This window comes from Marinomonas gallaica, from assembly GCF_049821165.1.
GTDB lineage: Bacteria > Pseudomonadota > Gammaproteobacteria > Pseudomonadales > Marinomonadaceae > Marinomonas > Marinomonas gallaica.
Map to the genome: position 1 here is coordinate 466,444 of NZ_CP187511.1, position 21,827 is coordinate 488,270.

Annotated in this window: 24 protein-coding genes and 1 pseudogene; 12 read left to right on the top strand and 13 right to left on the bottom strand. The window is 46.8% G+C overall.

Translation table 11 applies throughout. The features are described from left to right. Positions 1–66: 66 nt before the first annotated feature. Positions 67–957 carry a diguanylate cyclase domain-containing protein gene (locus tag ACPUEK_RS02150; RefSeq protein ID WP_425642174.1) on the top strand — a complete coding sequence of 297 codons (891 nt, stop codon included), beginning with the start codon at positions 67–69 and terminating at the stop codon, positions 955–957. Here ACPUEK_RS02150 and ACPUEK_RS02155 read toward each other — a convergent pair whose 3' ends face one another. The 5 genes from ACPUEK_RS02155 to ACPUEK_RS02175 all read right to left on the bottom strand — a co-directional run bounded on the left by ACPUEK_RS02155 (position 958) and on the right by ACPUEK_RS02175 (position 3,543). After that, complete coding sequence (locus ACPUEK_RS02155) at positions 958–1,308, bottom strand: putative quinol monooxygenase (RefSeq protein ID WP_067220462.1); 351 nt, start codon at positions 1,306–1,308, stop codon at positions 958–960. 18 nt (positions 1,309–1,326) lie between these two features. Beyond that, the gene (locus tag ACPUEK_RS02160) at positions 1,327–1,674 is read right to left on the bottom strand and encodes a DUF6404 family protein (RefSeq protein WP_067035007.1); all 348 of its coding nucleotides are present in this window, start codon (positions 1,672–1,674) and stop codon (positions 1,327–1,329) included. A gap of 21 nt (positions 1,675–1,695) precedes the next feature. Further along, positions 1,696–2,583 (bottom strand): DMT family transporter, encoded by an 888-nt coding sequence (locus ACPUEK_RS02165; protein WP_067220458.1) that lies wholly within the window; start codon positions 2,581–2,583, stop codon positions 1,696–1,698. Between the two features lie 158 nt (positions 2,584–2,741). Continuing rightward, complete coding sequence (locus ACPUEK_RS02170) at positions 2,742–3,131, bottom strand: hypothetical protein (RefSeq protein WP_425642175.1); 390 nt, start codon at positions 3,129–3,131, stop codon at positions 2,742–2,744. 79 nt (positions 3,132–3,210) lie between these two features. Further along, complete coding sequence (locus ACPUEK_RS02175) at positions 3,211–3,543, bottom strand: DMT family transporter (protein WP_067220451.1); 333 nt, start codon at positions 3,541–3,543, stop codon at positions 3,211–3,213. 160 nt (positions 3,544–3,703) lie between these two features. Between ACPUEK_RS02175 and ACPUEK_RS02180 the strand changes: the two genes are divergently transcribed. Continuing rightward, positions 3,704–4,795: an NADH:flavin oxidoreductase/NADH oxidase gene (locus ACPUEK_RS02180; RefSeq protein WP_067220447.1), complete on the top strand. Its 1,092-nt coding sequence runs from the start codon at positions 3,704–3,706 to the stop codon at positions 4,793–4,795. A gap of 103 nt (positions 4,796–4,898) precedes the next feature. Here the strand turns inward: ACPUEK_RS02180 and ACPUEK_RS02185 are convergent, their stop codons facing one another. After that, positions 4,899–5,390 (bottom strand): hypothetical protein, encoded by a 492-nt coding sequence (locus ACPUEK_RS02185; protein ID WP_425642176.1) that lies wholly within the window; start codon positions 5,388–5,390, stop codon positions 4,899–4,901. 180 nt (positions 5,391–5,570) lie between these two features. Continuing rightward, positions 5,571–6,062, bottom strand: coding sequence for a hypothetical protein (locus ACPUEK_RS02190; protein ID WP_425642177.1), 492 nt, complete (start codon positions 6,060–6,062; stop codon positions 5,571–5,573). A gap of 121 nt (positions 6,063–6,183) precedes the next feature. On the opposite strand from ACPUEK_RS02190, the pseudogene ACPUEK_RS02195 reads away from it, so the two are divergent. Beyond that, positions 6,184–6,369: pseudogene (locus ACPUEK_RS02195) on the top strand (IS30 family transposase); the annotation flags it as partial. 68 nt (positions 6,370–6,437) lie between these two features. On the opposite strand, the gene ACPUEK_RS02200 reads toward ACPUEK_RS02195, so the two are convergent. Beyond that, positions 6,438–6,842, bottom strand: a complete 405-nt coding sequence (locus tag ACPUEK_RS02200; RefSeq protein WP_067220436.1) for a hypothetical protein — start codon at positions 6,840–6,842, stop codon at positions 6,438–6,440. A gap of 381 nt (positions 6,843–7,223) precedes the next feature. On the opposite strand from ACPUEK_RS02200, the gene ACPUEK_RS02205 reads away from it, so the two are divergent. The 7 genes from ACPUEK_RS02205 (at position 7,224) to ACPUEK_RS02235 (ending at position 12,608) form a co-directional block, all read left to right on the top strand. Beyond that, the gene (locus ACPUEK_RS02205) at positions 7,224–8,147 is read left to right on the top strand and encodes a LysR family transcriptional regulator (RefSeq protein ID WP_425642178.1); all 924 of its coding nucleotides are present in this window, start codon (positions 7,224–7,226) and stop codon (positions 8,145–8,147) included. Between the two features lie 85 nt (positions 8,148–8,232). Then, positions 8,233–8,607, top strand: a complete 375-nt coding sequence (locus ACPUEK_RS02210; protein ID WP_425642179.1) for a metalloregulator ArsR/SmtB family transcription factor — start codon at positions 8,233–8,235, stop codon at positions 8,605–8,607. 49 nt (positions 8,608–8,656) lie between these two features. Then, the gene (locus ACPUEK_RS02215; RefSeq protein ID WP_425642180.1) at positions 8,657–9,646 is read left to right on the top strand and encodes a permease; all 990 of its coding nucleotides are present in this window, start codon (positions 8,657–8,659) and stop codon (positions 9,644–9,646) included. 8 nt (positions 9,647–9,654) lie between these two features. Continuing rightward, the gene (locus ACPUEK_RS02220) at positions 9,655–9,891 is read left to right on the top strand and encodes a thioredoxin family protein (protein WP_067035030.1); all 237 of its coding nucleotides are present in this window, start codon (positions 9,655–9,657) and stop codon (positions 9,889–9,891) included. Between the two features lie 54 nt (positions 9,892–9,945). Beyond that, on the top strand, positions 9,946–10,962 hold the full coding sequence (locus ACPUEK_RS02225; RefSeq protein WP_425642181.1) for an ArsJ-associated glyceraldehyde-3-phosphate dehydrogenase: 1,017 nt from the start codon (positions 9,946–9,948) through the stop codon (positions 10,960–10,962). A 164-nt stretch (positions 10,963–11,126) separates the two neighbouring features. Continuing rightward, entirely contained in the window at positions 11,127–12,347 is a 1,221-nt protein-coding gene (gene arsJ, locus ACPUEK_RS02230) for an organoarsenical effux MFS transporter ArsJ (protein ID WP_425642182.1), read from the top strand. Between the two features lie 60 nt (positions 12,348–12,407). Then, positions 12,408–12,608 (top strand): addiction module protein, encoded by a 201-nt coding sequence (locus ACPUEK_RS02235; protein ID WP_067220412.1) that lies wholly within the window; start codon positions 12,408–12,410, stop codon positions 12,606–12,608. 53 nt (positions 12,609–12,661) lie between these two features. On the opposite strand, the gene ACPUEK_RS02240 is transcribed toward ACPUEK_RS02235, so the two are convergent. Next, the gene (locus ACPUEK_RS02240) at positions 12,662–13,222 is read right to left on the bottom strand and encodes an EVE domain-containing protein (RefSeq protein WP_425642183.1); all 561 of its coding nucleotides are present in this window, start codon (positions 13,220–13,222) and stop codon (positions 12,662–12,664) included. A 79-nt stretch (positions 13,223–13,301) separates the two neighbouring features. Further along, a complete protein-coding gene (locus tag ACPUEK_RS02245) occupies positions 13,302–14,012 on the bottom strand; it encodes a carboxymuconolactone decarboxylase family protein (RefSeq protein WP_425642184.1) in 711 nt (236 codons plus the stop codon). 106 nt (positions 14,013–14,118) lie between these two features. Between ACPUEK_RS02245 and ACPUEK_RS02250 the strand changes: the two genes are divergently transcribed. After that, positions 14,119–14,982 carry a LysR family transcriptional regulator gene (locus tag ACPUEK_RS02250; protein WP_425642185.1) on the top strand — a complete coding sequence of 288 codons (864 nt, stop codon included), beginning with the start codon at positions 14,119–14,121 and terminating at the stop codon, positions 14,980–14,982. An 80-nt stretch (positions 14,983–15,062) separates the two neighbouring features. Further along, a complete protein-coding gene (locus tag ACPUEK_RS02255) occupies positions 15,063–16,811 on the top strand; it encodes a sensor domain-containing diguanylate cyclase (RefSeq protein ID WP_425642186.1) in 1,749 nt (582 codons plus the stop codon). Positions 16,812–16,848: 37 nt separating this feature from the next. Here ACPUEK_RS02255 and ACPUEK_RS02260 read toward each other — a convergent pair whose 3' ends face one another. The 3 genes from ACPUEK_RS02260 to ACPUEK_RS02270 form a co-directional block, all read right to left on the bottom strand. Beyond that, entirely contained in the window at positions 16,849–17,289 is a 441-nt protein-coding gene (locus ACPUEK_RS02260) for a GyrI-like domain-containing protein (RefSeq protein ID WP_425642187.1), read from the bottom strand. Between the two features lie 154 nt (positions 17,290–17,443). Continuing rightward, positions 17,444–18,358 carry a response regulator gene (locus tag ACPUEK_RS02265; RefSeq protein ID WP_425642188.1) on the bottom strand — a complete coding sequence of 305 codons (915 nt, stop codon included), beginning with the start codon at positions 18,356–18,358 and terminating at the stop codon, positions 17,444–17,446. Further along, the gene (locus ACPUEK_RS02270; RefSeq protein ID WP_425642189.1) at positions 18,339–21,818 is read right to left on the bottom strand and encodes a hybrid sensor histidine kinase/response regulator; all 3,480 of its coding nucleotides are present in this window, start codon (positions 21,816–21,818) and stop codon (positions 18,339–18,341) included. Before ACPUEK_RS02270 ends, ACPUEK_RS02265 begins: the two co-directional genes overlap by 20 nt. Positions 21,819–21,827 lie beyond the last annotated feature (9 nt).

Here is a 21,827-nt window from a genome sequence, read left to right on the forward strand (position 1 = left end):
ATAGATCATTCGATTGGGCTAAGATAAACTGACATTACATTCATAAATCTAGTTTATGGTCTAATCGTGCAAAAATTCGATTTCCAAGAATTTGTTACCGCTCTTGATGCAGGGCAACAAGCTCACCTTGAGTGGAGTCGTAGGATTTTACGCTGCACCGTGCTGCGCTCATTTCCGGATGATGACGTCATGCATAACGATGCCCACCATCTATGCCAATTTGGCCAGTTTTTAGCGCAACACCTCATCACGTTTACATCCATCAATGCCGAGCAAACCCAACGTTTAGTGACCGTGCACCAACAAATGCACGATACTATTCGAAATTTAGCACGACCGATCAGCCAAGGGCTGGCGGGCAATATCGAAGATTTAGAACACTTCGAGCGCTGCCAAGCCGAGCTGATCGATCACTTGGCCTACTTCAAAACCCAAGCCATTTACCATTACACCCAAATTGATAACCTAACCGGTTTACCGTTACGTCAACGCTTAATACAAGAGTTTCGCGCTCAGCAGCAACAATGCACTGGCGTATTAGCCTTAATGTTTATCGATGTGGACCACTTCAAATCGATTAACGACCTATACGGGCATAATATGGGCGATACCGTGTTACAACAGTTGGCTATGCGAATGCATGATGTATTGAATATAGATCAATCGATGTACCGCTATGGCGGGGAGGAATTCATCATTATGCTGTGTGCCGCGCAAGCTAAGCAGGCCGAAGCACTGGCAGAGCTTATTCGACATACGGTGTACCACACGCCAATCGTTCATCAGGATGACGCAACGATTCAAATCAGCGTGACCATTGGTGTCGCACTAGCACGACACCAAGAGCCCTTAGTCAGCGTCATCGAACGGGCTGATAAAGCCATGTATTACGGCAAACAACACGGTCGAAATCGCGTCATTAACGCGGATCGCATCACGCTGAAAAATAAGTCTTAGTTACTCAAACACAGGGGCATCAAAATCAGCAGGCTCGTCAGAGTAAATACAGACATTCCAATCCGCTGCTAAGCCGTCGTCTGCTTGGCAGTACTTTTCAAAGAATGTAGCGATTTCCTGTCGCTGGCAGTGCGCTTCAAACGACGCCATATCGGCCCATTGCTCGTGAAAGGCAATTGGGAAACTCTTGCCATCCGCAAACGGGCTGGCTATTTGTCGCGTCACACGGTATTGAAGACAGCCATCTTCACGTAAGGTGTTTGGCTCAAGGCTTTGCAATACTTCAAACAGCGCTTTTTCTTGACCTTCTTTTGGCAAGAACTGCGCAACACAATAAACTTTGCTAGACATATAGATTCCTATAAATAGTTACAGCGACGACCAGTCACTGAGTGATAATTTTCGGCGACGAATGGTATAAAAAACCGCCATCCCTATGCCATAAACAAAACCCCACAACAGCGCTTTGTCCATCGCAGTTTGAAAGGTATCTGAGCTGCCTAAAATGCCAAAATACATGACCAAGAAGATGATCAGCGCAAAATACCAAAAAGCGATGATGGCATTCAAATGAAAGCCAATGTAGTACGGCGGCGGGACTTTAATACCCAGCATACGCAGCAAACTAAACATTGGTGGTTTGTAGTTTGATAGCCACACACCCTGGGCCTGCAGCTCAGCATGCGCTTTTTCTAAACGCTCTTTAAACGACGACAAAACCGTCTCCTTAATTGTCTTCTATTGGTCTGCTCGGCGAACATTACGTATGGCTCGAGTAACGGAAAAGCCCGTGACCAAAGACGTACCAGATAGCACAAGCAAAGTACCTATGAGTGTATTCCAGCCCACAGGTTCCCCTAAAAATAAATGCCCCCACAAGATACCAAATACAGGGACCAAGAAGGTCACCGATAATGCTGAAGCAGCGCCGATGTCGTCCACTAGACGAAAATACAACACATACGCTAAACCAGTACAAAAGATACCAAGTGCCAAGACCGGCAAGCCAATGTCTAACGTAATCGGCTCACGTGCAGGCATCAATAACGCCAAAGGCAATAGCAGAATCGTTGCCCCCCACATACTGCCATGAGCATTATTAAACGAAGGCACTTTTGGCGCGATTTTTGTGTAGTTCGTGGCAATACCGTAGCAAAACGCTGCCATCACACTGCAACACATAGGAACAATTGCATCGATGCCCACCAATCGCGCCTCTTTTCCAACCAATACACTGACCCCTAACACTCCCAGCGCCAACCCAAGCAAGACACTACGCGTCAATGGGTTTCGTCCCCAGAAAGCACCTATCAGCGCTCCCCATATTGGTGCGGTTGAGTTCAAAATAGAAAGCGTCGAAGCGTTTAACGTCTGCGCGGCATACGCAATCAAAATAAATGGCAAAGCCGTACTGAATAAGCCGAGAATAAAATAATGCTTAACATGAGAGAAGAACGATAAACGTTTGCGCAGAATGATAGCAACGATCAACAGTGTCACAGCCGCCAATCCAACGCGCGCTTCGATCATCAACGCTGGGCCCATCGGCAGTGCTGCGATACGCATAAACAGGAAAGAACTTCCCCACAGTGCAGCGAGGGCGAACAGACTGAGTAAGCTGGCCATTTTAATCGTCCTTAAAAAGCCATTACTTTGCTACAACTGTTGCACAAGGACAACCTGATTATTGCAAATATCAGGCTGTCCTATTGTCCGGGAGGAATGCAATTTGGCAGAAAAAACATGGCTTTACAGCCATAAGAAAAGTGGGATCGCCGAACGAATTACTTGTTGCGACGCTTCGCTAGCAGATCCGTTACCACCCAAACAGCGACCATCAGCGGTGCTACAAGGATCAGCGGCAGGCTTGGGTAATCTGCAAAGCAAGACAAGAAGCCGTAAGTGAACGTCACTAAGCCAACCACAACAAAGCTGGTGGCAAAGTTAACAAGCTGCTGTTCTTGCAACATCGTTTCCATTTGCTTCACTAGGCGAACGGTCGTGCGAACCGCCCAAATAGCGGGAACAAGCGGTAAAATGGCAAAGAAAGTAGACCAGCCACTTTCAGGGCAGAAATAAGTGAAAATTGCGCTAAATAGCAGCAATGCAATAAATGCAGCAATGGGTAAACCCAATTCTTTTGCGCATTGATATTTGCTTAATAAGCTAAACATAGAATACCTCTAATATGCCAAATTGACTTATGGCAAATTACGCTGAGGTCGGTCAAATCACTATCCTGTTTGCGACGAATTAATGCCCACTTGCGTTTGAAAACAAATTAATCACAATTACGCCCAAAAGTATCAACCCCATCCCTACAAGAGCCGCGGTGTCGAGCTTCTGTTCGAATATCAACCACCCTATAATCGCCGTTAAGACAATTCCAAGCCCTGCCCAGATAGCATAAGCAATGCCGACCGACATCACTTTCAATGTCAGCGACAAAAAGTAAAACGCCAACGCATACCCCACCACAACTAACACACTTGGCCCCAACTTAGAGAACCCTTCGCTGGCTTTTAAGGCGGAGGTGGCAATCACTTCAGAAAGAATGGCCACGAATAAAATAATCCAAGTTTGCATAACACCGACCTTGTTAACATCTAATAGATATTCGAATTTTAAATGACTGTTATCCAAAAATATCAATTTATGAATAATGATAACGCCCTATCATAGGAGCCACTTACTCACTGGCTAACCCACGTTCGCCAGCTATCTCCATTACAAGAGGAGCAGCTTCATGGCTCAGTTATTCACACCATTTCAACTAAAGAACATTACCCTAAAAAACCGTATAGGTATCCCACCGATGTGCCAATACAGTGCTGATCAAGACGGCCTTGCCAATGATTGGCATCAGCAGCACTATGCCGAGCTCGCTCGCGGCGGCGCGGGTCTGGTCGTCGTCGAAGCTACAGCCGTCTCACCCGAAGGCCGTATTTCCCCCAACTGCCTTGGTCTTTGGAATGACGAACAAGCTAACGAACTGAAAAGAATCGCCCAGTCCATTAAAGCAAATGGCAGCGTACCAGGCATTCAAATTGCCCATGCAGGCCGCAAAGCCAGCGCCAACCGCCCGTGGGATGGTGATGATCATCTTGCTGAGGGTGATCCGCGCGGCTGGGACACGATTGCGCCATCGGCAGTAGCCTTTGGTGCCAACTTACCAAAAACACCTAAAGAAATGACCCGCGCGGACATCGAGCGAGTCACACAAGATTTTGTCGCCGCAGCGCAACGTGCCTTAGACGCAGGCTTTGAGTGGCTCGAGCTGCATTTTGCCCATGGCTACTTGGCTCAGTCTTTTTTTAATCGCGATGCAAACCAGCGTACCGATGAGTACGGCGGCGACAAAGAAGGTCGCAGTAAGTTTATCTTGGACACATTTAAAGCGGTTCGCGCTGTTTGGCCTCAAGAGCAGCCATTAACCGCACGTTTTGGTGTCTTGGAATACGATGGCCATGACGAAGAAACACTGCAAGAATCTATCTGGTTAGCTCAGCAACTGAAAGACAATGGACTTGACCTATTGAGTGTCAGTGTGGGCTTTTCAACACCCGACGTCAAAATCCCTTGGGGGGCGTCTATGCTCGCCAACGTGGCTGAGCGCGTTCGTCGTGAAACAGGTCTACCGGTTTCCTCTGCGTGGGGGTTTGATCAACCACAAGACGCCGAACGTGCCGTGGTAGAAGGGCAACTGGATCAAGTACTGATCGGCCGTGCTTACCTTGCTAACCCACGCTACACCTACCAACTAGCGAAAGCATTAGAGGAAGAACAAGCGTCTTCTGTATTGCCTGCACCTTATGCCTATTGGTTAGCACGCTACTAACCTACTCAAACACTTCTATCAATAGATTTACCTCTACTACGTAACCTCTAAGTCTAAAATAGCCCCAACTGGGGCTATTTTTATGGTAATCATCGCTTATGGTTTATAGAAACGGTCTGTCTCTTTTCACTTCTTCGACCAGCTCAATGCAGGTCGCATCATCTTTTGTGTAATAATTTGTTCTATAAATGGGCCAAGTAGGTTTATATTCTGCTTCATCACAATCAATATAATCCTTGTTATACGCATACATGCTAATCGCGATCGAACTGATAATGGGTAGCAGAATTATCAAAGCTATGCCTATTAACATAAAAAAAATACACTTTCTTTCAATAAAGTCTGGTGCTTTTTTACCTGATATAACTCTAACTGCGCCAGCAAAACCAAATGCAAAAAGCCCAATACTGCAGCCAAGACCAAAAGCTCCGCCTCGATCAAAGATAATAACAGGAGTATCATTAATAAAGTGATCTATTAAGTGATAACAGAAGTCCCAAAACCCTACTGTTGCATAGATACTGAAGGCAAATAGAGCTATCGTTATGCATAAAAGATAGGTAAAACTGGGAGTCTTTTCTTCTTCGATCTTCATTTGAGTTTCCTGCCTGAATTTAGCAAATCACCCATAACATGGTTAGCTGTTCTAATTACAATTCTTTGCGCGCTGTCCACCATATAGTCAGAGACCGTTTCCTGAAACTCATTAAAAGCCAAAAAAATCTAATTTACTTTACACAGATGCCATCACTTATCGTTAGAAATAGACAGTTATTTATAGAACAGGCCTTTCAACCTCAAGCTCTGTAACCAGCTCAGTACAGGTCGCATCATCTTGTGTGTAATAGATAATGCGATAGATCGGCCAAGAGGGTTTATACTCTGCTTCTTCACAAGAAATATACCCTATATTGTTAGCGTACACGCTAATCGCGATCGAACTTACAATAGGTAGCAACAGCATGATAGAGATACCAATTACCATTCCATAAGCAAGTATATTTTTTATTTTTTCTGTGAGGGGTTGTCCCAATACGCCAACAATCCCACCCCCAACTGCCAATGATATTAATCCGATAAAACCACCAAGGCCAAAAGCGCCACCTCGGTTAAGCATGATAACTGATGTATCATTAAGAAAGTGATCCATTAAGTGATAACAGAACATCACGAACATTATGATTACCCAGATACTGAGAGTAAGTAGAGCAATCGTTACGCATAAAAAGTAGGTGAAACTAGGTGATTTATCTTCTTCAATTTTCACTTTAGTGTCCTGCCTGCACCTAGAAAATCGTTGGCAATATGGTTAGCCGTTTTAATTGCAATCCTTCGTGCACTATCCACCATATAGTCCGCAAATCCAGATAATAAGTGCACCACTCTAGGAGCGTGGTTTAAATGAAAACTTTAACGGCCTGCTGAGGCAATATATCCCTAAGGGAACGGACCTCAGAACGGTGACCGATGAAGAGATTGCGAAGGTGCAAAGGTCGCTAAACCTTAGATCAAGAAAGTACCTTGGCTATAGACAACCTGCGGTCGTATTCGATGAACTACGAAGTGCAGCGTAATTTAGAGAGTGATGCTCTTCGGAGTTGAATTCGCGATTTATAATTTCTACTAGTCATTTTTAAATTAATCACTCCAACATTTGACGAATTTCTTCCTGAGTATAATTTTTCTCGACATATTTACCTAACTTCGTAAGGTTTAGATCTATACCGCCGCCACACTTCTCACCAAACTCTTGAATAGTTGACGTTTTACTATGCCTCTTAACTACACATGTCATCGCATTTCTTAATTCTTTTTCAGTGCTCATATCACCTTTATAGCAAGAATCTCGAAAAACCTTCATTTCTTCAATACATTCACGTGGTGTAGAATCACCCTGACAACTTAGATAATTCTCATCATGACATATCAAAACAGGCATTAACTGATAAAACGCCTTACTATCAGTTGGATCAATTTCAACACTACCTGCATGAACTTTAAAAGCAGCGAAAAACACCACCAAAAGCAACGAAAAACTTGATTTCATTTAAAAATCCTTTTTGAAACCCAAACCTTAAGAAAGCGAAATATTTATATAAAATTCACTAAAGGGGTAATATCATAACAACTTTTCAAATTAATTTGAAAAGGCTAAGCGCCTGACTCTCTAATTTTACGTTAACCATACATTTATCATTTCCCCACTCCTAAAACAGTTCGGCCAGATCTGCCAATCTAGGGAACATGCGATTAAAGCGGCAACATGAGACAATCTTGCCAACTTAAGCAAACTACGATTTCTACCGACCATGAACCAGCTCGCCGCCGCCGATACTAAAGCTACCTGTAAACGCCGTAAAACTCGCAAAAAAAACAACCTCCAACAACACGGGCCTTTTCTCGCGTTGTTCGCTTTAAAGGCTGAGTTATGAATATTTTTCGTCGCGATTTAAATTTATTACTGCTGTTTCACGTGCTGTACCAAGAACGCAATGCATCTCGCGCGGCGAAGCTGTTGTCCATCAGCCAGCCCGCGTTAAGTCACAAACTCAACAAGCTACGCGACGAATGGCGTGATCCTCTGTTTATTAAGGCGCCAAGAGGCTTAACTCCTACTCCAAAAGCTCATGAGCTGGCGAAAGAAGTGAGCGAATTGATGCCCAATTTAGAAGCGTTCTACGCTACGCAAATTGAACCAGACTTTCGCCAACGCAATGATAAGATTGTGATCTATACTCATGATTATTTTGAAATGTGTTCCTTGGCACATCTCTTAAAAATCATGCGTGAGCAAGCGCCTAATGTGCGTTTTGTGATTCGTAACACCCGTGGTGAGTTGCCTCGTGCGGAGCTCGAAAATGGCCAATGTGATCTTGCCATTGCCGGCTTTTATACCAGTTTGCCCGATACCATGCGTCAGCAGTTTATCGGCGACCGCCACTATTTAGTCTTAGCTTCTAAAGACAATCCCTTTATCACTGACACGCTGGATCTGGATGCTTATCTTATGTGTGAGCATCTTGTCATTTCTGTATCAGGCGATTTAATCGGCGACGTGGACCTCGAACTGGAAAAGTTAGGTAAGAAGCGTAATGTCGTCGCAGGGGTTTCGAGCCATCTGGCACCCGCGCACATCATTAACGAAAACCCTCAAATCATCACCAGCTGCTTTGAAAGTGTGGCTATAACCGCGCAACGAAACCATCCAGATTTACGGGTTTACACTCCCCCCGTATCCATTCCCAGCGTTCGTCTGACTCAGGTTTGGCACGAACGTACCCATGCCGATCCGTTACGTCGCTGGGTTCGCCAACTAATTCAAGAGTTCACTCTTAACTACCCTGAAAAATAGCACTTTTAAATATCTGAAATTTCATATATCTTTAAATTAGAATATACGGATAACCATATATTCAACGAAAAACAGGATATACGTCATGTCAGGGGATGTTGTTGATATCGAGATCAACCCAACACAGTTTTATAAGTGCTTAGCCGACGAGACTCGACTACGCTGCCTTATGTTGATTCAGCTCGAAGGCGAGCTGTGTGTCTGTGAACTGATGGAAGCACTGCAAGAAAGTCAGCCAAAGATATCGCGTCATTTAGCTCAATTACGCAATTGCGGCTTACTCACCGATCGTCGACAAGGACAATGGGTGTTCTACCGTATCAACGAGGCGCTTCCAGCTTGGAGCAAGTTAGTCCTTCATGTCACCGCGGCAGAAAATCTTGAGCACTGCGCAGCAGACCTCGCTCGATTGGATCACATGGGAAGCCGCCCAGAACGTGCAAAGACCTGTTGTGAATAACAAGGCTTCATTCACTCTCGTACTCGGTTAGCCCATAAGGGAATGCCCCATGTTTGAAGTATTCACACAATTCGCCGATTGGTTGGCTTATGAACTACTGAGTTTATCACCGGACTCAAAGTTCGGTGACGCAGTGCATTTCTTTATTGAAGATGTCAGCAAAATCTACGTTTTGCTCGTCGTGATGATTTATTTCATCGCACTGCTCCGCGCCTCCCTAAACGTCGAGCAAGTACGTAATTACTTAGCAGGGAAAAATAAAGGCGTTGGTTACATATTGGGCTCTGGCTTTGGAGCCATCACCCCGTTCTGCTCATGTTCTAGTATCCCTGTCTTTCTTGGCTTTACCTCGGCAGGCATTCCCGTTGGCATCACCATGTCTTTCTTGTTGACGTCCCCGCTAATCAACGAAGTCGCCATTCTGCTGTTAATGAGTCTATTGGGCTGGAAATTCACGCTTTTATACGTCGTCGTTGGTATGACAGTGGGCATTATCGGCGGGGCGTTCCTAGATGCGATCAAAGCGGAGCGCTGGTTGCAGTCGTTTGCTAAAAAAGCGCTGGAAGCTGGGCAAAACGCACCATTACAAACCACTCAAGAGAAAGAGAAATTGTCTTTTACTGAGCGTCATCGCTTTGCCAAAGACGAAACGCTGGAAATTTTCGGCCGTGTTTGGAAATGGGTAATCATCGGGGTTGGTTTAGGTGCAGCCTTACATGGCTTTGTGCCCGATGGCTGGATCGAGCGTTACTTGGGCGACGGTCAATGGTGGTCCGTCCCAGCCGCCGTTCTTTTAGGTATTCCTCTGTATTCCAACGCAACCGGCGTGATTCCGGTCATGGAAAGCCTGATCGTGAATGGCTTGCCTATTGGTACAACACTGGCATTTTGCATGAGTACTGTAGCCGCCAGTTTCCCAGAGTTTATTCTATTGAAGCAAGTGATGCAGTGGCGTTTGCTCGCGACGGTGTTTGCCATGCTGCTTCTGTCATTCACCCTTGTGGGGTGGCTATTTAATGGATTTTCAGCATTTTTGTGAGGTGCATAATGAAACAAATCAAAGTGTTAGGCAGTGGTTGTACGAAGTGTCAAAAAACAGCAGAACTGATTGAACGTATTGCCTCTGAACAAGGTGTTGAGGTGCACGTTAGTAAAGAAACCGACGCACAAACTTTCTTACAGTACGGTGTCATGAGCACACCAGCTGTGGTGATTGACGAGCAACTGAAACACTCAGGCTCTATTCCACATACAGATCAAGTAAAAGAATGGCTAACGGCGTAAGCAGCCGCCCACCATCTAATGACATACCCTCTTAAAGGTTAGAGCGAGAACACTATGACAATTAAAGTAGGCATAAATGGTTTTGGTCGCATGGGGCGACTGTCTTTTCGTGCAGCGTTTGATTGGGACGATGTGGAGTTTGTCCACATTAACGATCCTGCCGGTGATGCAACGACCTTGGCACATCTCGTCACGTTCGACTCTGTTCACGGCCGTTGGCACCATGAAGCCATTTCTGAAGACAATGAGATGACCATCAATGGTAAGCGTATCCCTTGCACCCAGAACAAAGCCATCGGTGATACCGATTGGTCAAACTGTGATGTAGTGATCGAAGCCAGTGGCAAGATGAAAACCCAAGCCTTGCTGCAAGCCTACTTAGACCAGGGTGTGAAACGTGTTGTGGTGACGGCGCCGGTGAAAGAAGACGGCGTGCTCAACGTGGTGATGGGCGTGAATCATGATCTGTACGATCCTGCGACGTACCCAATCGTCACCGCCGCATCCTGCACCACGAACTGCCTTGCGCCAGTCGTCAAAGTCATTCATGAAAAGCTGGGCATCCAGCACGGCTCTATGACCACGATCCATGACATCACCAACACGCAAACCATCTTGGACGCACCCCACAAAGACTTGCGTCGCGCCCGTGCTTGCGGCGCCAGCTTAATTCCAACGACCACAGGCTCAGCGACGGCGATCACGCATATTTTCCCTGAGCTGAAAGGCAAACTAAACGGCCACGCAGTACGTGTGCCTTTAGCGAATGCTTCTTTGACAGACTGTGTGTTTGAAGTCAGCCGCCCGACGACGGAAGCGGAAGTAAACGGCTTCTTGCAAGAAGCGGCCAAAGGCGAGCTAAAAGACATCTTAGGCTATGAAGAGCGCCCGCTAGTATCGGTGGATTACAAAACTGACCCACGCTCTAGCATTATCGACGCACTGTCCACCATGGTCATCAATGGTACACAAGTGAAGCTGTATGCTTGGTACGACAACGAATGGGGCTACGCCAACCGCACCGCAGAGCTGATGCGCATGGTTGGTCGCTTGGATCAACCACACCAATAGTCAACTGTTGCGATACTTGAACAAAGCTTAGCTTGAAGATGACAAGCACTTAGCCCATGGATGGGCGATCCGACCGACGCACAGGGATGTGCGTCGGTCGGTGCTGTCATCATCAAGCGAGGCATTAACCACTTACTTCTGCTGATAAACGGAATCACGTTCGCATGACTGCACTCGCTAATCTTTCGCCCGCCATTCGCCAATATATGGTGGTCACAGGAAATTATTGGGCGTTTACCTTAACCGATGGCGCGCTGCGTATGTTGGTGGTGCTGTATTTCTACGGGTTGGGGTACAGCCCACTCGAAATCGCCATGCTGTTTTTGTTTTACGAGATTTTTGGCGTCATCACCAACCTTGTCGGCGGTTGGCTTGGCGCGCGACTGGGCCTGAATCGCACCATGAATATCGGGCTGTTTTTGCAGATTGTGGCGTTAAGCATGCTGCTGGTGCCCGCAAGTTTCTTAACCGTCCTTTGGGTCATGGGCGCGCAGGCGCTGTCTGGCATTGCTAAAGACTTAAACAAGATGAGCGCGAAGAGCTCCATTAAGCTGCTAGTCCCAGGCGATGCTCAAGGCCAGCTGTACAAATGGGTCGCGCTGCTCACCGGCTCTAAAAACGCGCTAAAAGGCGTGGGATTTTTTCTTGGCGGTGCGCTACTGAGTCTGTTTGGTTTTAAAGGCGCGATCTTAGGCATGGCCGTTGCGCTGACTTTGGTGTGGATCGCAAGCCTCGTCTCGCTTAAGAAAGATCTCGGAAAAGCCAAGAATAAGCCAAAATTTGGCGACATCTTCTCTAAAAGTGCAGCGGTAAACTATCTTTCCGCGGCACGCCTATTCTTATTTGGCGCGCGCGATGTATGGTTCGTGGTGGCGTTACCGGTTTTCCTTGCCAGCACGTTTGGCTGGGACCATTGGTACGTCGGCGGCTTCTTAGCGCTTTGGATCATTGCCTACGGCATCGTCCAAGGCTTTGCGCCACACTTTACCGGCAAGGCGTCTGGCAAAGGCCCCGATGGCCGCCAAGCCCTCGGCTGGGCACTGGTACTTGCCGTAATCCCTGCGGCGATTGCCTTAGCGCTGACCTTTGACTGGCAAATTGAATTCGCCGTCATCGCAGGCTTGCTGGCCTTCGGTGCCGTGTTTGCCATCAACTCCTCCCTGCACAGCTACCTGATCGTCAGCTACGCCGGCAAAGACGGCGTCTCCCTCGACGTAGGCTTTTACTACATGGCCAACGCCATGGGACGCCTCATCGGCACCCTGCTTTCTGGTTGGTTGTATCAAGATTACGGCTTAGCGGTGTGCCTCTGGGTCTCGACAGGGTTTATTGCTTTAACCGCGTTGATATCGGTACGGTTACCAAGGAATGAAGCTGGTGAATAATTCGCCAGCTAAAGTTCAATATCGTATACTGATACGAACATTCAAACTGGGTTTAGCGTTATGAATATCAATCACCTTTCCACAGAAGAAAAAGTTCGCCTTGCCGAAGAGCTTTGGGAAAGTGCTTACCAAGAGCAGTCGTCAGCGCCCATCAATGATGAACACAAAGTCATCCTAGACGCACGCTCCGCTGCATTTGAAAATGATCAGAAAGTCGGCACAGAATGGCACTTACTTAAAAAGCAACTTATGGAAGAGTAATGACTTACAGAGTTTTTGGGTAGAACCAACACCTTCGCTCGGGAACCGAGCTCCTACAAATCATCAATATCAACTTTGACCGATGGCTCGTTTTCACGCTCTTTGACAATGGCAGCCAATTCCAAGTCTTCCAATAGATCCTCTGAGAACTGCACGCCCATCTGATGTGCGATGACTTGCATATCCTCGAAGGGTATTTCAAACAGCCCTAAGCGAAATTGGTAGCCCCAGCGTGGATTATCACGGGTAAAGCTTAGGGTTTGCAGCAGCGGGCGTATGAGGCATTGTTGCTCGCTGAGCCATGCCACGTCGTGGCGATAGGGCACAAAATCATCTGACATAACGACTTGGTAAGGCACGGTACTACTGACAAGGCCCAGCGCGGTGAAGCTTTGGCAGGTGTCTTTCTGTTGGTAAATAAACGTCGGCGAGTAATACACCACCAAATCATTAGGTTTGACGCGTTTTAACGGCCCTTGTTTGCCATGACAAACCTGCATAAAACCACCAGCATAGCCTCGTGCCACATGATCGGCGCTGGCTACCGCGATCCAGCAACGTGACGTTGAGGCAGCGTCATTTTCCCTATCCGAGTTTGTTTGCTGCATTGACATAACATCGACTCCTTAACAGTTGGGTATAGCATAAAACATTACGCTGTCAGTTTCTGTCAGGAGTCGAACATCTGCGCACTTATCGCACTAACTCGCTATGATACAAGTGTTTTACTTCGGTCAATCCTTGTTCTAGGTAGGCCTTGGTATAGTCCATCGCATGATGTTTATGGAAGTCTGCTTCCGTGGCAAAGCATTCCCATAATAAAAGCTGAGTCGGCTCATCTGGGTTCTCATGTAGCTCAAATAAGCGACAGCCGGGTTCCGTACGTGTTTGCTCACATAGCTGCTTAAGAGCGGCTTTGGTTTCTTCGATTAGACTAGCATCGGTAATTTCAAGCTCAGCCGTGGCGAAGTAGCCGCCAGCTAGAGCGGATAATGACTGTTTGCTAGGCAACGGTGCCGAGTCTGGGCTTAAGCCGCGCTCTTGCAAGACATCTTGAACGGCAAACAAGCCATTGAGCGCTGCGGGAAACCCCGCATACACCGCCATTTGCATCATCACTTCGATGATTTCTTGGGGAGAACCCCCAACATTGAGGGCGCCATGGATATGGACTTTTAGCTGTGGCGCAGCATTGCCCATCGCCGCCAAGGCCGCGATCGTGGCGATCTCGCGAGACTTCAGATCCAACGCCTCACGACTGTAGATATCGCCAAACGGAAACTCGATCAATAATCTTGCAAAATCCGGTGCGATGCCTTCCATTGCCCGAATCACTTTCTCCCCTTGCTCGCCATCAATTTGCGCTAACTTCTGCCAGCCCAGTTTGTATCGTTCAGAATTCATAGCCCACCTCTGTTTATTTGCAGCTTGTAGGCGTAGCATGACATTTCTCAAAAACAGAATATTTAACCAATAAAACAAGACGACTTTTCAATATTGGAAAATGGGTATGGCATTGAACTGGGATGATTCTCGAGTATTCTTAGCACTTGCTCGAACAGGCACGTTAACCGCCGCCGCGCAACAACTCGGCATTGGCATCGCCACACTCTCGCGTCGTATTGAGCGCTTTGAAAGAGCCCTTGGCGTCGCGCTTTTCATACGCTCGCAAACCGGCTATGAACTGACGGAAGAAGGCTTAACTTTGGTTGCCCATGCCGAGCAGATGGAAGCGGCCATGCTTGGGTTTTCTAAGCAAGCACTGGATACGGCGATCTCTGGTACGGTGCGTCTGGCCACGGCAGAAAATCTCGCGACTAAGCTGATATTGCCAAACCTTAGTCAGTTAAAGCAACAGCATCCAGAATTGAACATTGAAATCGTAACCGATATCCGTACCGCGAATTTACATCGGCATGACGCGGATATCGCCTTGCGTATGACCAAGCCCACACAAGGTCATGTGTCGTTTCGTCGAGTGGGAACTTTGAGCTATGGGCTTTATCAAGCACTTGAAGATCCGACCATCGAACTCACGCCAGAAACCGCCATTGGCTGGGATAGTCACTATCAAGATTTACCCGCAGCAGTGTGGCTAAACCAAGTGCTTGACGGCAAAACGCCGGCATTAACTACCACCTCTGTCGCAACACAGCTAGCCGCCTGTAAAGCGGGCTTAGGCATCGCCGTACTACCAGACCTCGTTACCATAGATGAAACGGTTCGCTGTGTGAAAACTCTGCCGGAACTCTGCCAACCCATATACCTGGTGCTGCACAACGATTTACGTCATAGTAAGCGGGTACGCTGTGTAGCCGATTTTATAACAGAGCTCATCGAGCAGCCTTTAACGGCGTTAAATCGCCCTACATAATCCGATGCACTCTACAACCGACTTACTCTGGTTCGATAACAGCGTTCAAACTAGTGTGTTTAACAGGGATTGTAAAAACCATGCAGAAGAAGCGCCTTTCATATTATGTTTTCTTTAGTATTGTGCTCATCGGCACGATTACGCTCTCTATTACTTCGTTTTTATGGATTGGAAATATCTACCAAACCTATCAACGCGAAGCTCAACGCATCCAAGAAAACTATACCAACGAAGTAAAAGACGAACTGAAAAACCGTGTTGATACCATCGTCAGCTTAATCAACTACCGTAAAGCAACCACTGAAGCTCGTCTTCAAAAAAACATTCAAAGCCGTGTACTTGAACTAAACGGATTGATGACATATCTGTATGAAAGCAACCGCGACAAGCTGCCAGATTCAGACATTAAAAAGCTCATCACTGAAGCAGTGCGCGGCATGCGTTTTAACGATGGACGTGGTTACTATTTTATTGACACCTTACAGGGTGACGTCATTTTATACCCTGTAGCGCCCAGCACAGAGGGCAGCAATCTATTCTATCTGCAAGATGAGCGCGGCAATTACTCTCTCCAACAAGAAATCCAACTGGTCAACAAGCATGGCAAAGGCTTTATTGAAGGCTATTGGACGCTACCGGGGGAAGACACCCAAAAAGATCATAAAAAAATCACCTATGTGCATAAATTCGCGCCTTACGATTGGTATTTTGGCACCGGTGAATATCTAGATATCACAACCCGAGAAGTACAAGAAGAGATCAAATCCTACATCAATCAACTAAGCTACGGTGACGACGGCAAGCAGTACGTGTTTATTCATGACTTTGAAGGAAATGAGCTGGCAAATGGTCGCTTTCCTGAGCTCATTGGACAGAACCACTATGAGATGACTATGTCGCCAAAGGTTCAATATATTGATCGCCAAATAGAAATCGCCAGCACCGCCCCCCATCACGGATTTCTGACACATCTTTGGCCAAACTTCAGCAATGGTAATACGAGCAACAAACTCACTTATATCGCAGCCATACCAAGCTGGGGCTGGGCAATTGGCTCTGGTGCAAACATGGAAGACCTTAACAATGCCATTAGCCGACATCAAAATGAGCTTTATAATCAACTCATTAGCGGCATACAAAAGGCTCTCCTGCTCGCCGCAGGGATTTTCATTTTAAGTGTCATAGCAGCCCGCTATGTGTCCAAAAAAATGAATGCCAGTATTAGACTATTTACCCGCAACCTGGAAACCAGCTCAGCTCAGTTATCCTTGATAGATGAAGACAAAGTCATCTATCAAGAGTTTGAAGAACTTGCAAAAGCCTCAAACAATACCACTCAGAGAATTAACACTCTGCTGCATAAAGATGAGTTAACTGGCTTGTTTAATCGACGCTATATTAACGTGTTATTTGACTCGCTATTGCAACAAGCCAAAAAGGACGACTCAAACTTCTCGCTTATTATGCTAGACATCGATCACTTCAAGCGCATCAACGATACCTATGGTCACCCATTTGGCGATCAAGTACTGATGAACATCGCTCAGTGCATCGCAACAGAAGTCAGCACTAAGGGTTATGTGGGCCGCTTTGGTGGTGAAGAGATGATGGTTTTGTTACCCAATTACAACGCAGAACAAGCGTTTGAAATCGCCATGCAGATTAAAACATGCGTCGAGCAAATACGCCTGCCTGGACAAGACTTCTCAGTGAGCATCAGCGGTGGTATCAGTTCAGGCACCAATGCCACCACCTTTGAACTGATTCAACAGGCAGACAGCAAGCTATACTGCGCTAAAAATAATGGTCGAAATCGAATCGAACGATAACGCGGACCATGGTAAGAAAGCACTACTGACGCGTGTTCTACTTAAGGGCGATATACACCTCAACCTCGTCATCACCTTTGTAGCATTCAAAGTCAGTGGTGTACGCGCGTTCACGCTCTGGTAGCTCTGAAAAATACTGCCAAATTTCTACCCACGCATTAATCACCGACTGTGGCATCTCGCCCTTTTGCGAAAACACCATGTATTCACCTGCATGGACAGTCACGCTTTCTAGGTCATCAAGGTCGGTCACGACATTACTGCCTGCGTACACATCGAATTCACCGTTAGCATCCGATTCATAGTGGCAATAAACACCGTAAACGATGGAATCTGAGGTCAATTTGGGTGCAATGCTCGAGCCAAATTTCTGCCAAAGCCCCCCAATTTTAGCACTGTCAGCGTTCATTTCATCGGCATTTTTCGTGCGTACTTGCACACCGGATACCGTAAATTCTTCTATATTAACGATTTGCATTACCGCACGTCCTTTTCGATAGATAAGTAGGATATTGAATGTAGCGAGGCATTCGGAGTACTGCAAATAAAAAAGGTCCTGTTGCTAGGAGCCGTCTTAAGTTCGATCAGCGTTGTACTACGCTTTTTTCCCAAACTGGGATGTCAGTATTATGCTACTCTGCTGCAGCCATTATTCGTAACGCGACGCCGGCGGCTGCGGTGCGATTCTCAACGCCCAACTTAGGGAAAATTTGTTCCAAATGTTTATTCACGGTTCGTGGACTCATTTCTAGAATCTCTGCCACTTCGCGGTTAGTTTTACCATTGGCAATCCAGTAGAGCACATGGGACTCGCGCTCAGTCAATGCTAATTCCATCTTTAACCGCTCTGGGCCTGTTGGCAAGTTTCCATCTTCCAACTTCACCAACGCTTCTTTCTGCTCCGTGTGACCAATAAACTTCAACGCCAAAGGGTAGTCTAACCCTTTTAAGATCAAGCGGTTGCCTTCTTCAGGGCGATGCCTCAACCATTCACGAACTTGCGGTGCAAGCTGCTCAATCTGCCATAAAGGGGTTAATCGCGCTCGCGCCATTAAGGCATACGCTTGCGGTGTTGCCCAAGCCACCCCTCCCAACTCACTGAAGGTCAGTAAATATTGACCCATACTATCCAGCGCAAATTGAGCATTGTTGCTCAGCCGAGCATTCGATAAATGCACGCGCATACGGGCAATCAGTTCATTTGGCTGAATCGGCTTGGTCAAATAGTCCACACCGCCTGCTTCTAGCCCGCGCACTATGTCATCGGTTTCACTTAAACCCGTCATAAAGATGACAGGGATACTCGAAAGACTAGGATCATTTTTCAAAGCCTGGCACGCTTCAAAGCCATCCATGTGAGGCATGATCGCATCCAATAAAATGATGTCAGGACGCATACGCTTCGCGATGGTTAACGCTTGCCGACCTTCAAGGGCGACCAGCACATCCATATCAGCGGCTTCAAGGGTGTCATGGATTAAGCTCAGGGCATCCGGTGAGTCATCAACAACCAGCACAATGTCGCGTTTATTGGTGGAATTCATCATGTCCGCTACTCGATTCAGAAGAGTGTTGTTGCAGGTATTGTTCAATACCATCGAACTGGAAACTTTGGTATAGCGCTTCCAATTGCATTCGATGCTCCGGCGCTAAAACATCGCTGTCGCTCAATTGGTCAAGTACACCACGTACACCTTTTTTATAGCCCATTTGCGCAAATGCCATTAACTCTCGAATACTTTCGTGATCCGGAATCTTAGGTAAGTGCCCTCCCTCAGTTCCTCCATCACTATCATCTAGCAACGAAACCTTCGAAACAGGCGAAGCCGAGTGTTGTACTTCACCGTCTATCTCTTGATACACCCATTCCAACACAAGCCAATGTTGAATGGCATCAAATAGAGCACTGTTTTTCACGGGTTTCACGATGTATTGGTTGAAAGCACTTTGCTCATCGGGGTGACGCTGACTTTCTTGGGCGTCAGCCGATAGCATCACTATCGGTACACTGTAATTTTGCTCACGTAGTGTTTTCGCGAGCGTTAACCCATCCATTCCGGGCATCGAAACATCTAAAATGAACAAATCAGGAGAGCACGCATTCAGCTCAGCTAAACACGCTTGGGCGTCAGCCGCTTCAATCACATTAAAACCTATGGGTGACAAGATGTCGGAAAATAATCCGCGCACAACAGGGTCATCATCGACAATCATCACCGTACGTTGAAAACCACGATAACTCACTACTTTGCGTGATGTATGAGTAAGCTCATCACCTTGAGATATCCAAGGCAACATTAAGCTCACTTTAAACTCACTGCCTTGCCCTATCGTAGACTGAGCTTGCAGATCCCCACCCATTAGTTCAGCGAGAAGCTTCACGATCGTCAAGCCTAATCCTGTACCCGGCAGGTTAGCCGTCGTCACATCACGCACTCGTTCAAATGGATCAAAGATCCGCTCAAAATGCTCTTCCTTAATACCCAAACCCGTATCACGAATAACAAACTCTGCCACTTGATTTCGATAGTTCACAACGAGCATAACAGAGCCTTTTGGCGTGTATTTCACCGCATTAGACAGTAAATTGATCAATATTTGCCGCAAGCGTTTTTCATCGGTTACCACGTGGTTGGGCAGCGGAGCCAGTATTTTAGTCTTGAACGAGATGCCTTTAGCACGCGCTTGCATCGAGAACATGCTATTGAGCTGATCAATCAGTTTCGGCAAATCCACCGTATTGCGATACAGATCAAACCGCCCTGCTTCAATTTTAGAAATATCCAGTAGACCTTCAATCAAATCAGCCAAATACAAGCCACTTCGATGAATGATATCTAAGCCATTTTGATGGCCCGAGGGCGTATTTTCTTTTTCTGATAACAACTGAGCGTAGCCAATAATAGACTGTAAAGGGGTACGTAATTCATGACTGATACCGCTAAGGTAACGACTTTTCGCTTCATTTGCATGCTCTGCCTGTTCTTTTGCCCCCTGTAATGCCAGGTCCGTCTCCTTGTGGGCTTCGATTTCTCGTGTCAGTTTACGAGTTTGACGATTCGACTCTTTCTGAGCAACGACTCGGCTTTCATGTGCCAACAAAAATAACCATGACAACACACCCGACACAATCAATAAGGTAAAGAACAGCGCAAACATTGCTTCCTGCAGCAACGTTGACTCATTGACTGTTTCAGGTGCCATCTGTCGATAAATCAGCATCATTAATGCCGCATTGATAACGTTGATTACCACCAGCATCGAGGCAAAGCGACCCAAGCGTGAACTGATCGCTCGTACCAAGCGCTTTGGCAAAAACAGTTTAAGAAAATAATCGCTCTGTTGAGCAATGCTTGCTTGTGGTTTACAGCTGTCGAGACACCTTACATCCAGCGAACAACACAACGAACAAATAGGCTGCTGATACGCTGAACAAAAGCTCATATCTTCACTTTCAAATTCGTTTTCACAGATACCGCAAGTTAACGTAACGACATGATTAGGGTTCTCCTGCTTCGCTAAATCAATCAACGGCAGTAGCTCAGGGCTTTGGCGCGCGATGTAGTATTTCCCTTTCGTGAGCCATGCAAGCAAGGGGACACATACAAAACAGGCCCCAATCGAAATAAAGTGCGACAAACTTTTCGCCACCTCACCAAATAGACCTAAATAACTGAGTAAGCCCAAGCTGGTAGCAATCAACATAGACCCAGTACCGACAGGGTTAATGTCGTACAAATGAGCCCGTTTAAATTCGACATAATCGGGGCTTAAGCCCAGCGGTTTATTAATCAACAAATCCGCGGATAAGCTCGACAGCCAACTCACGGCACTGATGGCGAATACACTTAAAATTGCCCCCAGCGCTTGGTAAATCCCAAGCTCCATAAGCAGCAATGCAATAGTGACATTGAAGACCAGCCATACGACTCGCCCTGGGTGCGAATGTGTCAATCGGGAAAAGAAGTTTGACCACGCAATCGAACCTGCGTAAGCATTTGTCAGATTAATTTTCATCTGACAAATAAACACAAATACCGCCGCAAGTATCAATGCCGTGGTAGGAGATGTGGTTAAGAATAAGAAAATGCGTTGATAAAGATACGTCGGGTCTGTCGCTTGCAGCGCTGTAGCACCATCGGAAATTGCTAAATAGGCAAGGAACGATCCTAGCAGCATTTTGATCGCGCCTATAAACACCCAACCGGGGCCAGCAAGAATCAGCCAAAACCACCAACGGCGACGATTGCGTTTAGTTTTTGTAGGGAAAAACCGCAAATAGTCCACTTGTTCGCCGATCTGCGCCATCAAGGCAAACAACACCGACGCTGCCGCTCCAAACAGCACCCAATCAAAGCCCGTATCTTGGGACAAGTGGCTCGGCACAAATTCGGACCAACCGTAGAAGCTCTGATACTCTTGCGTCACCACCACGCCAATGGCCGCGACTTGCAAAACCAGCCAAATCCATTGAGTGCCATTTTGAAAGCGACTGATCGCGCGGATTCCATGCGTCACGATGGGGATAACAAACAACGCAGACAACGCATAGCCAATGGGCAAAGGAATGCCAAGCAGCACCTCCAACGCCGAGGCTAAAATCGCCGCTTCAATCGCAAAAAAGATAAAGGTGAAGGTGGCATAAATAAGCGATGTAATCGTTGAGCCAAGATAACCAAAGCCGGCACCACGAGTCAGTAAATCAATGTCTAAGCCATGCTTAGCCGAATAGTAAGCGATCGGGAAACCCGTGATAAAGAACACTGCCAGCACCGTCAAGATCGCCGCCACCGCATTTGTGAAGCCGTAGCTGAGTGTGATCACGGCCGCCAAGCCTTCCAATGCCAAAAACGCAGCTGCACCCAGCGCAGTATGCCCGACGCGCTCAATGCTCATGGAATGACCTTGCTTAGCGGTATAACGCAGCGCGTAGTCTTCTAGGGTTTGGTCAGCGACCCACTTGTTATAATGCCGTCGTACTTTGAATATCTTTTGTGCAGCTGCCATATCACCTCA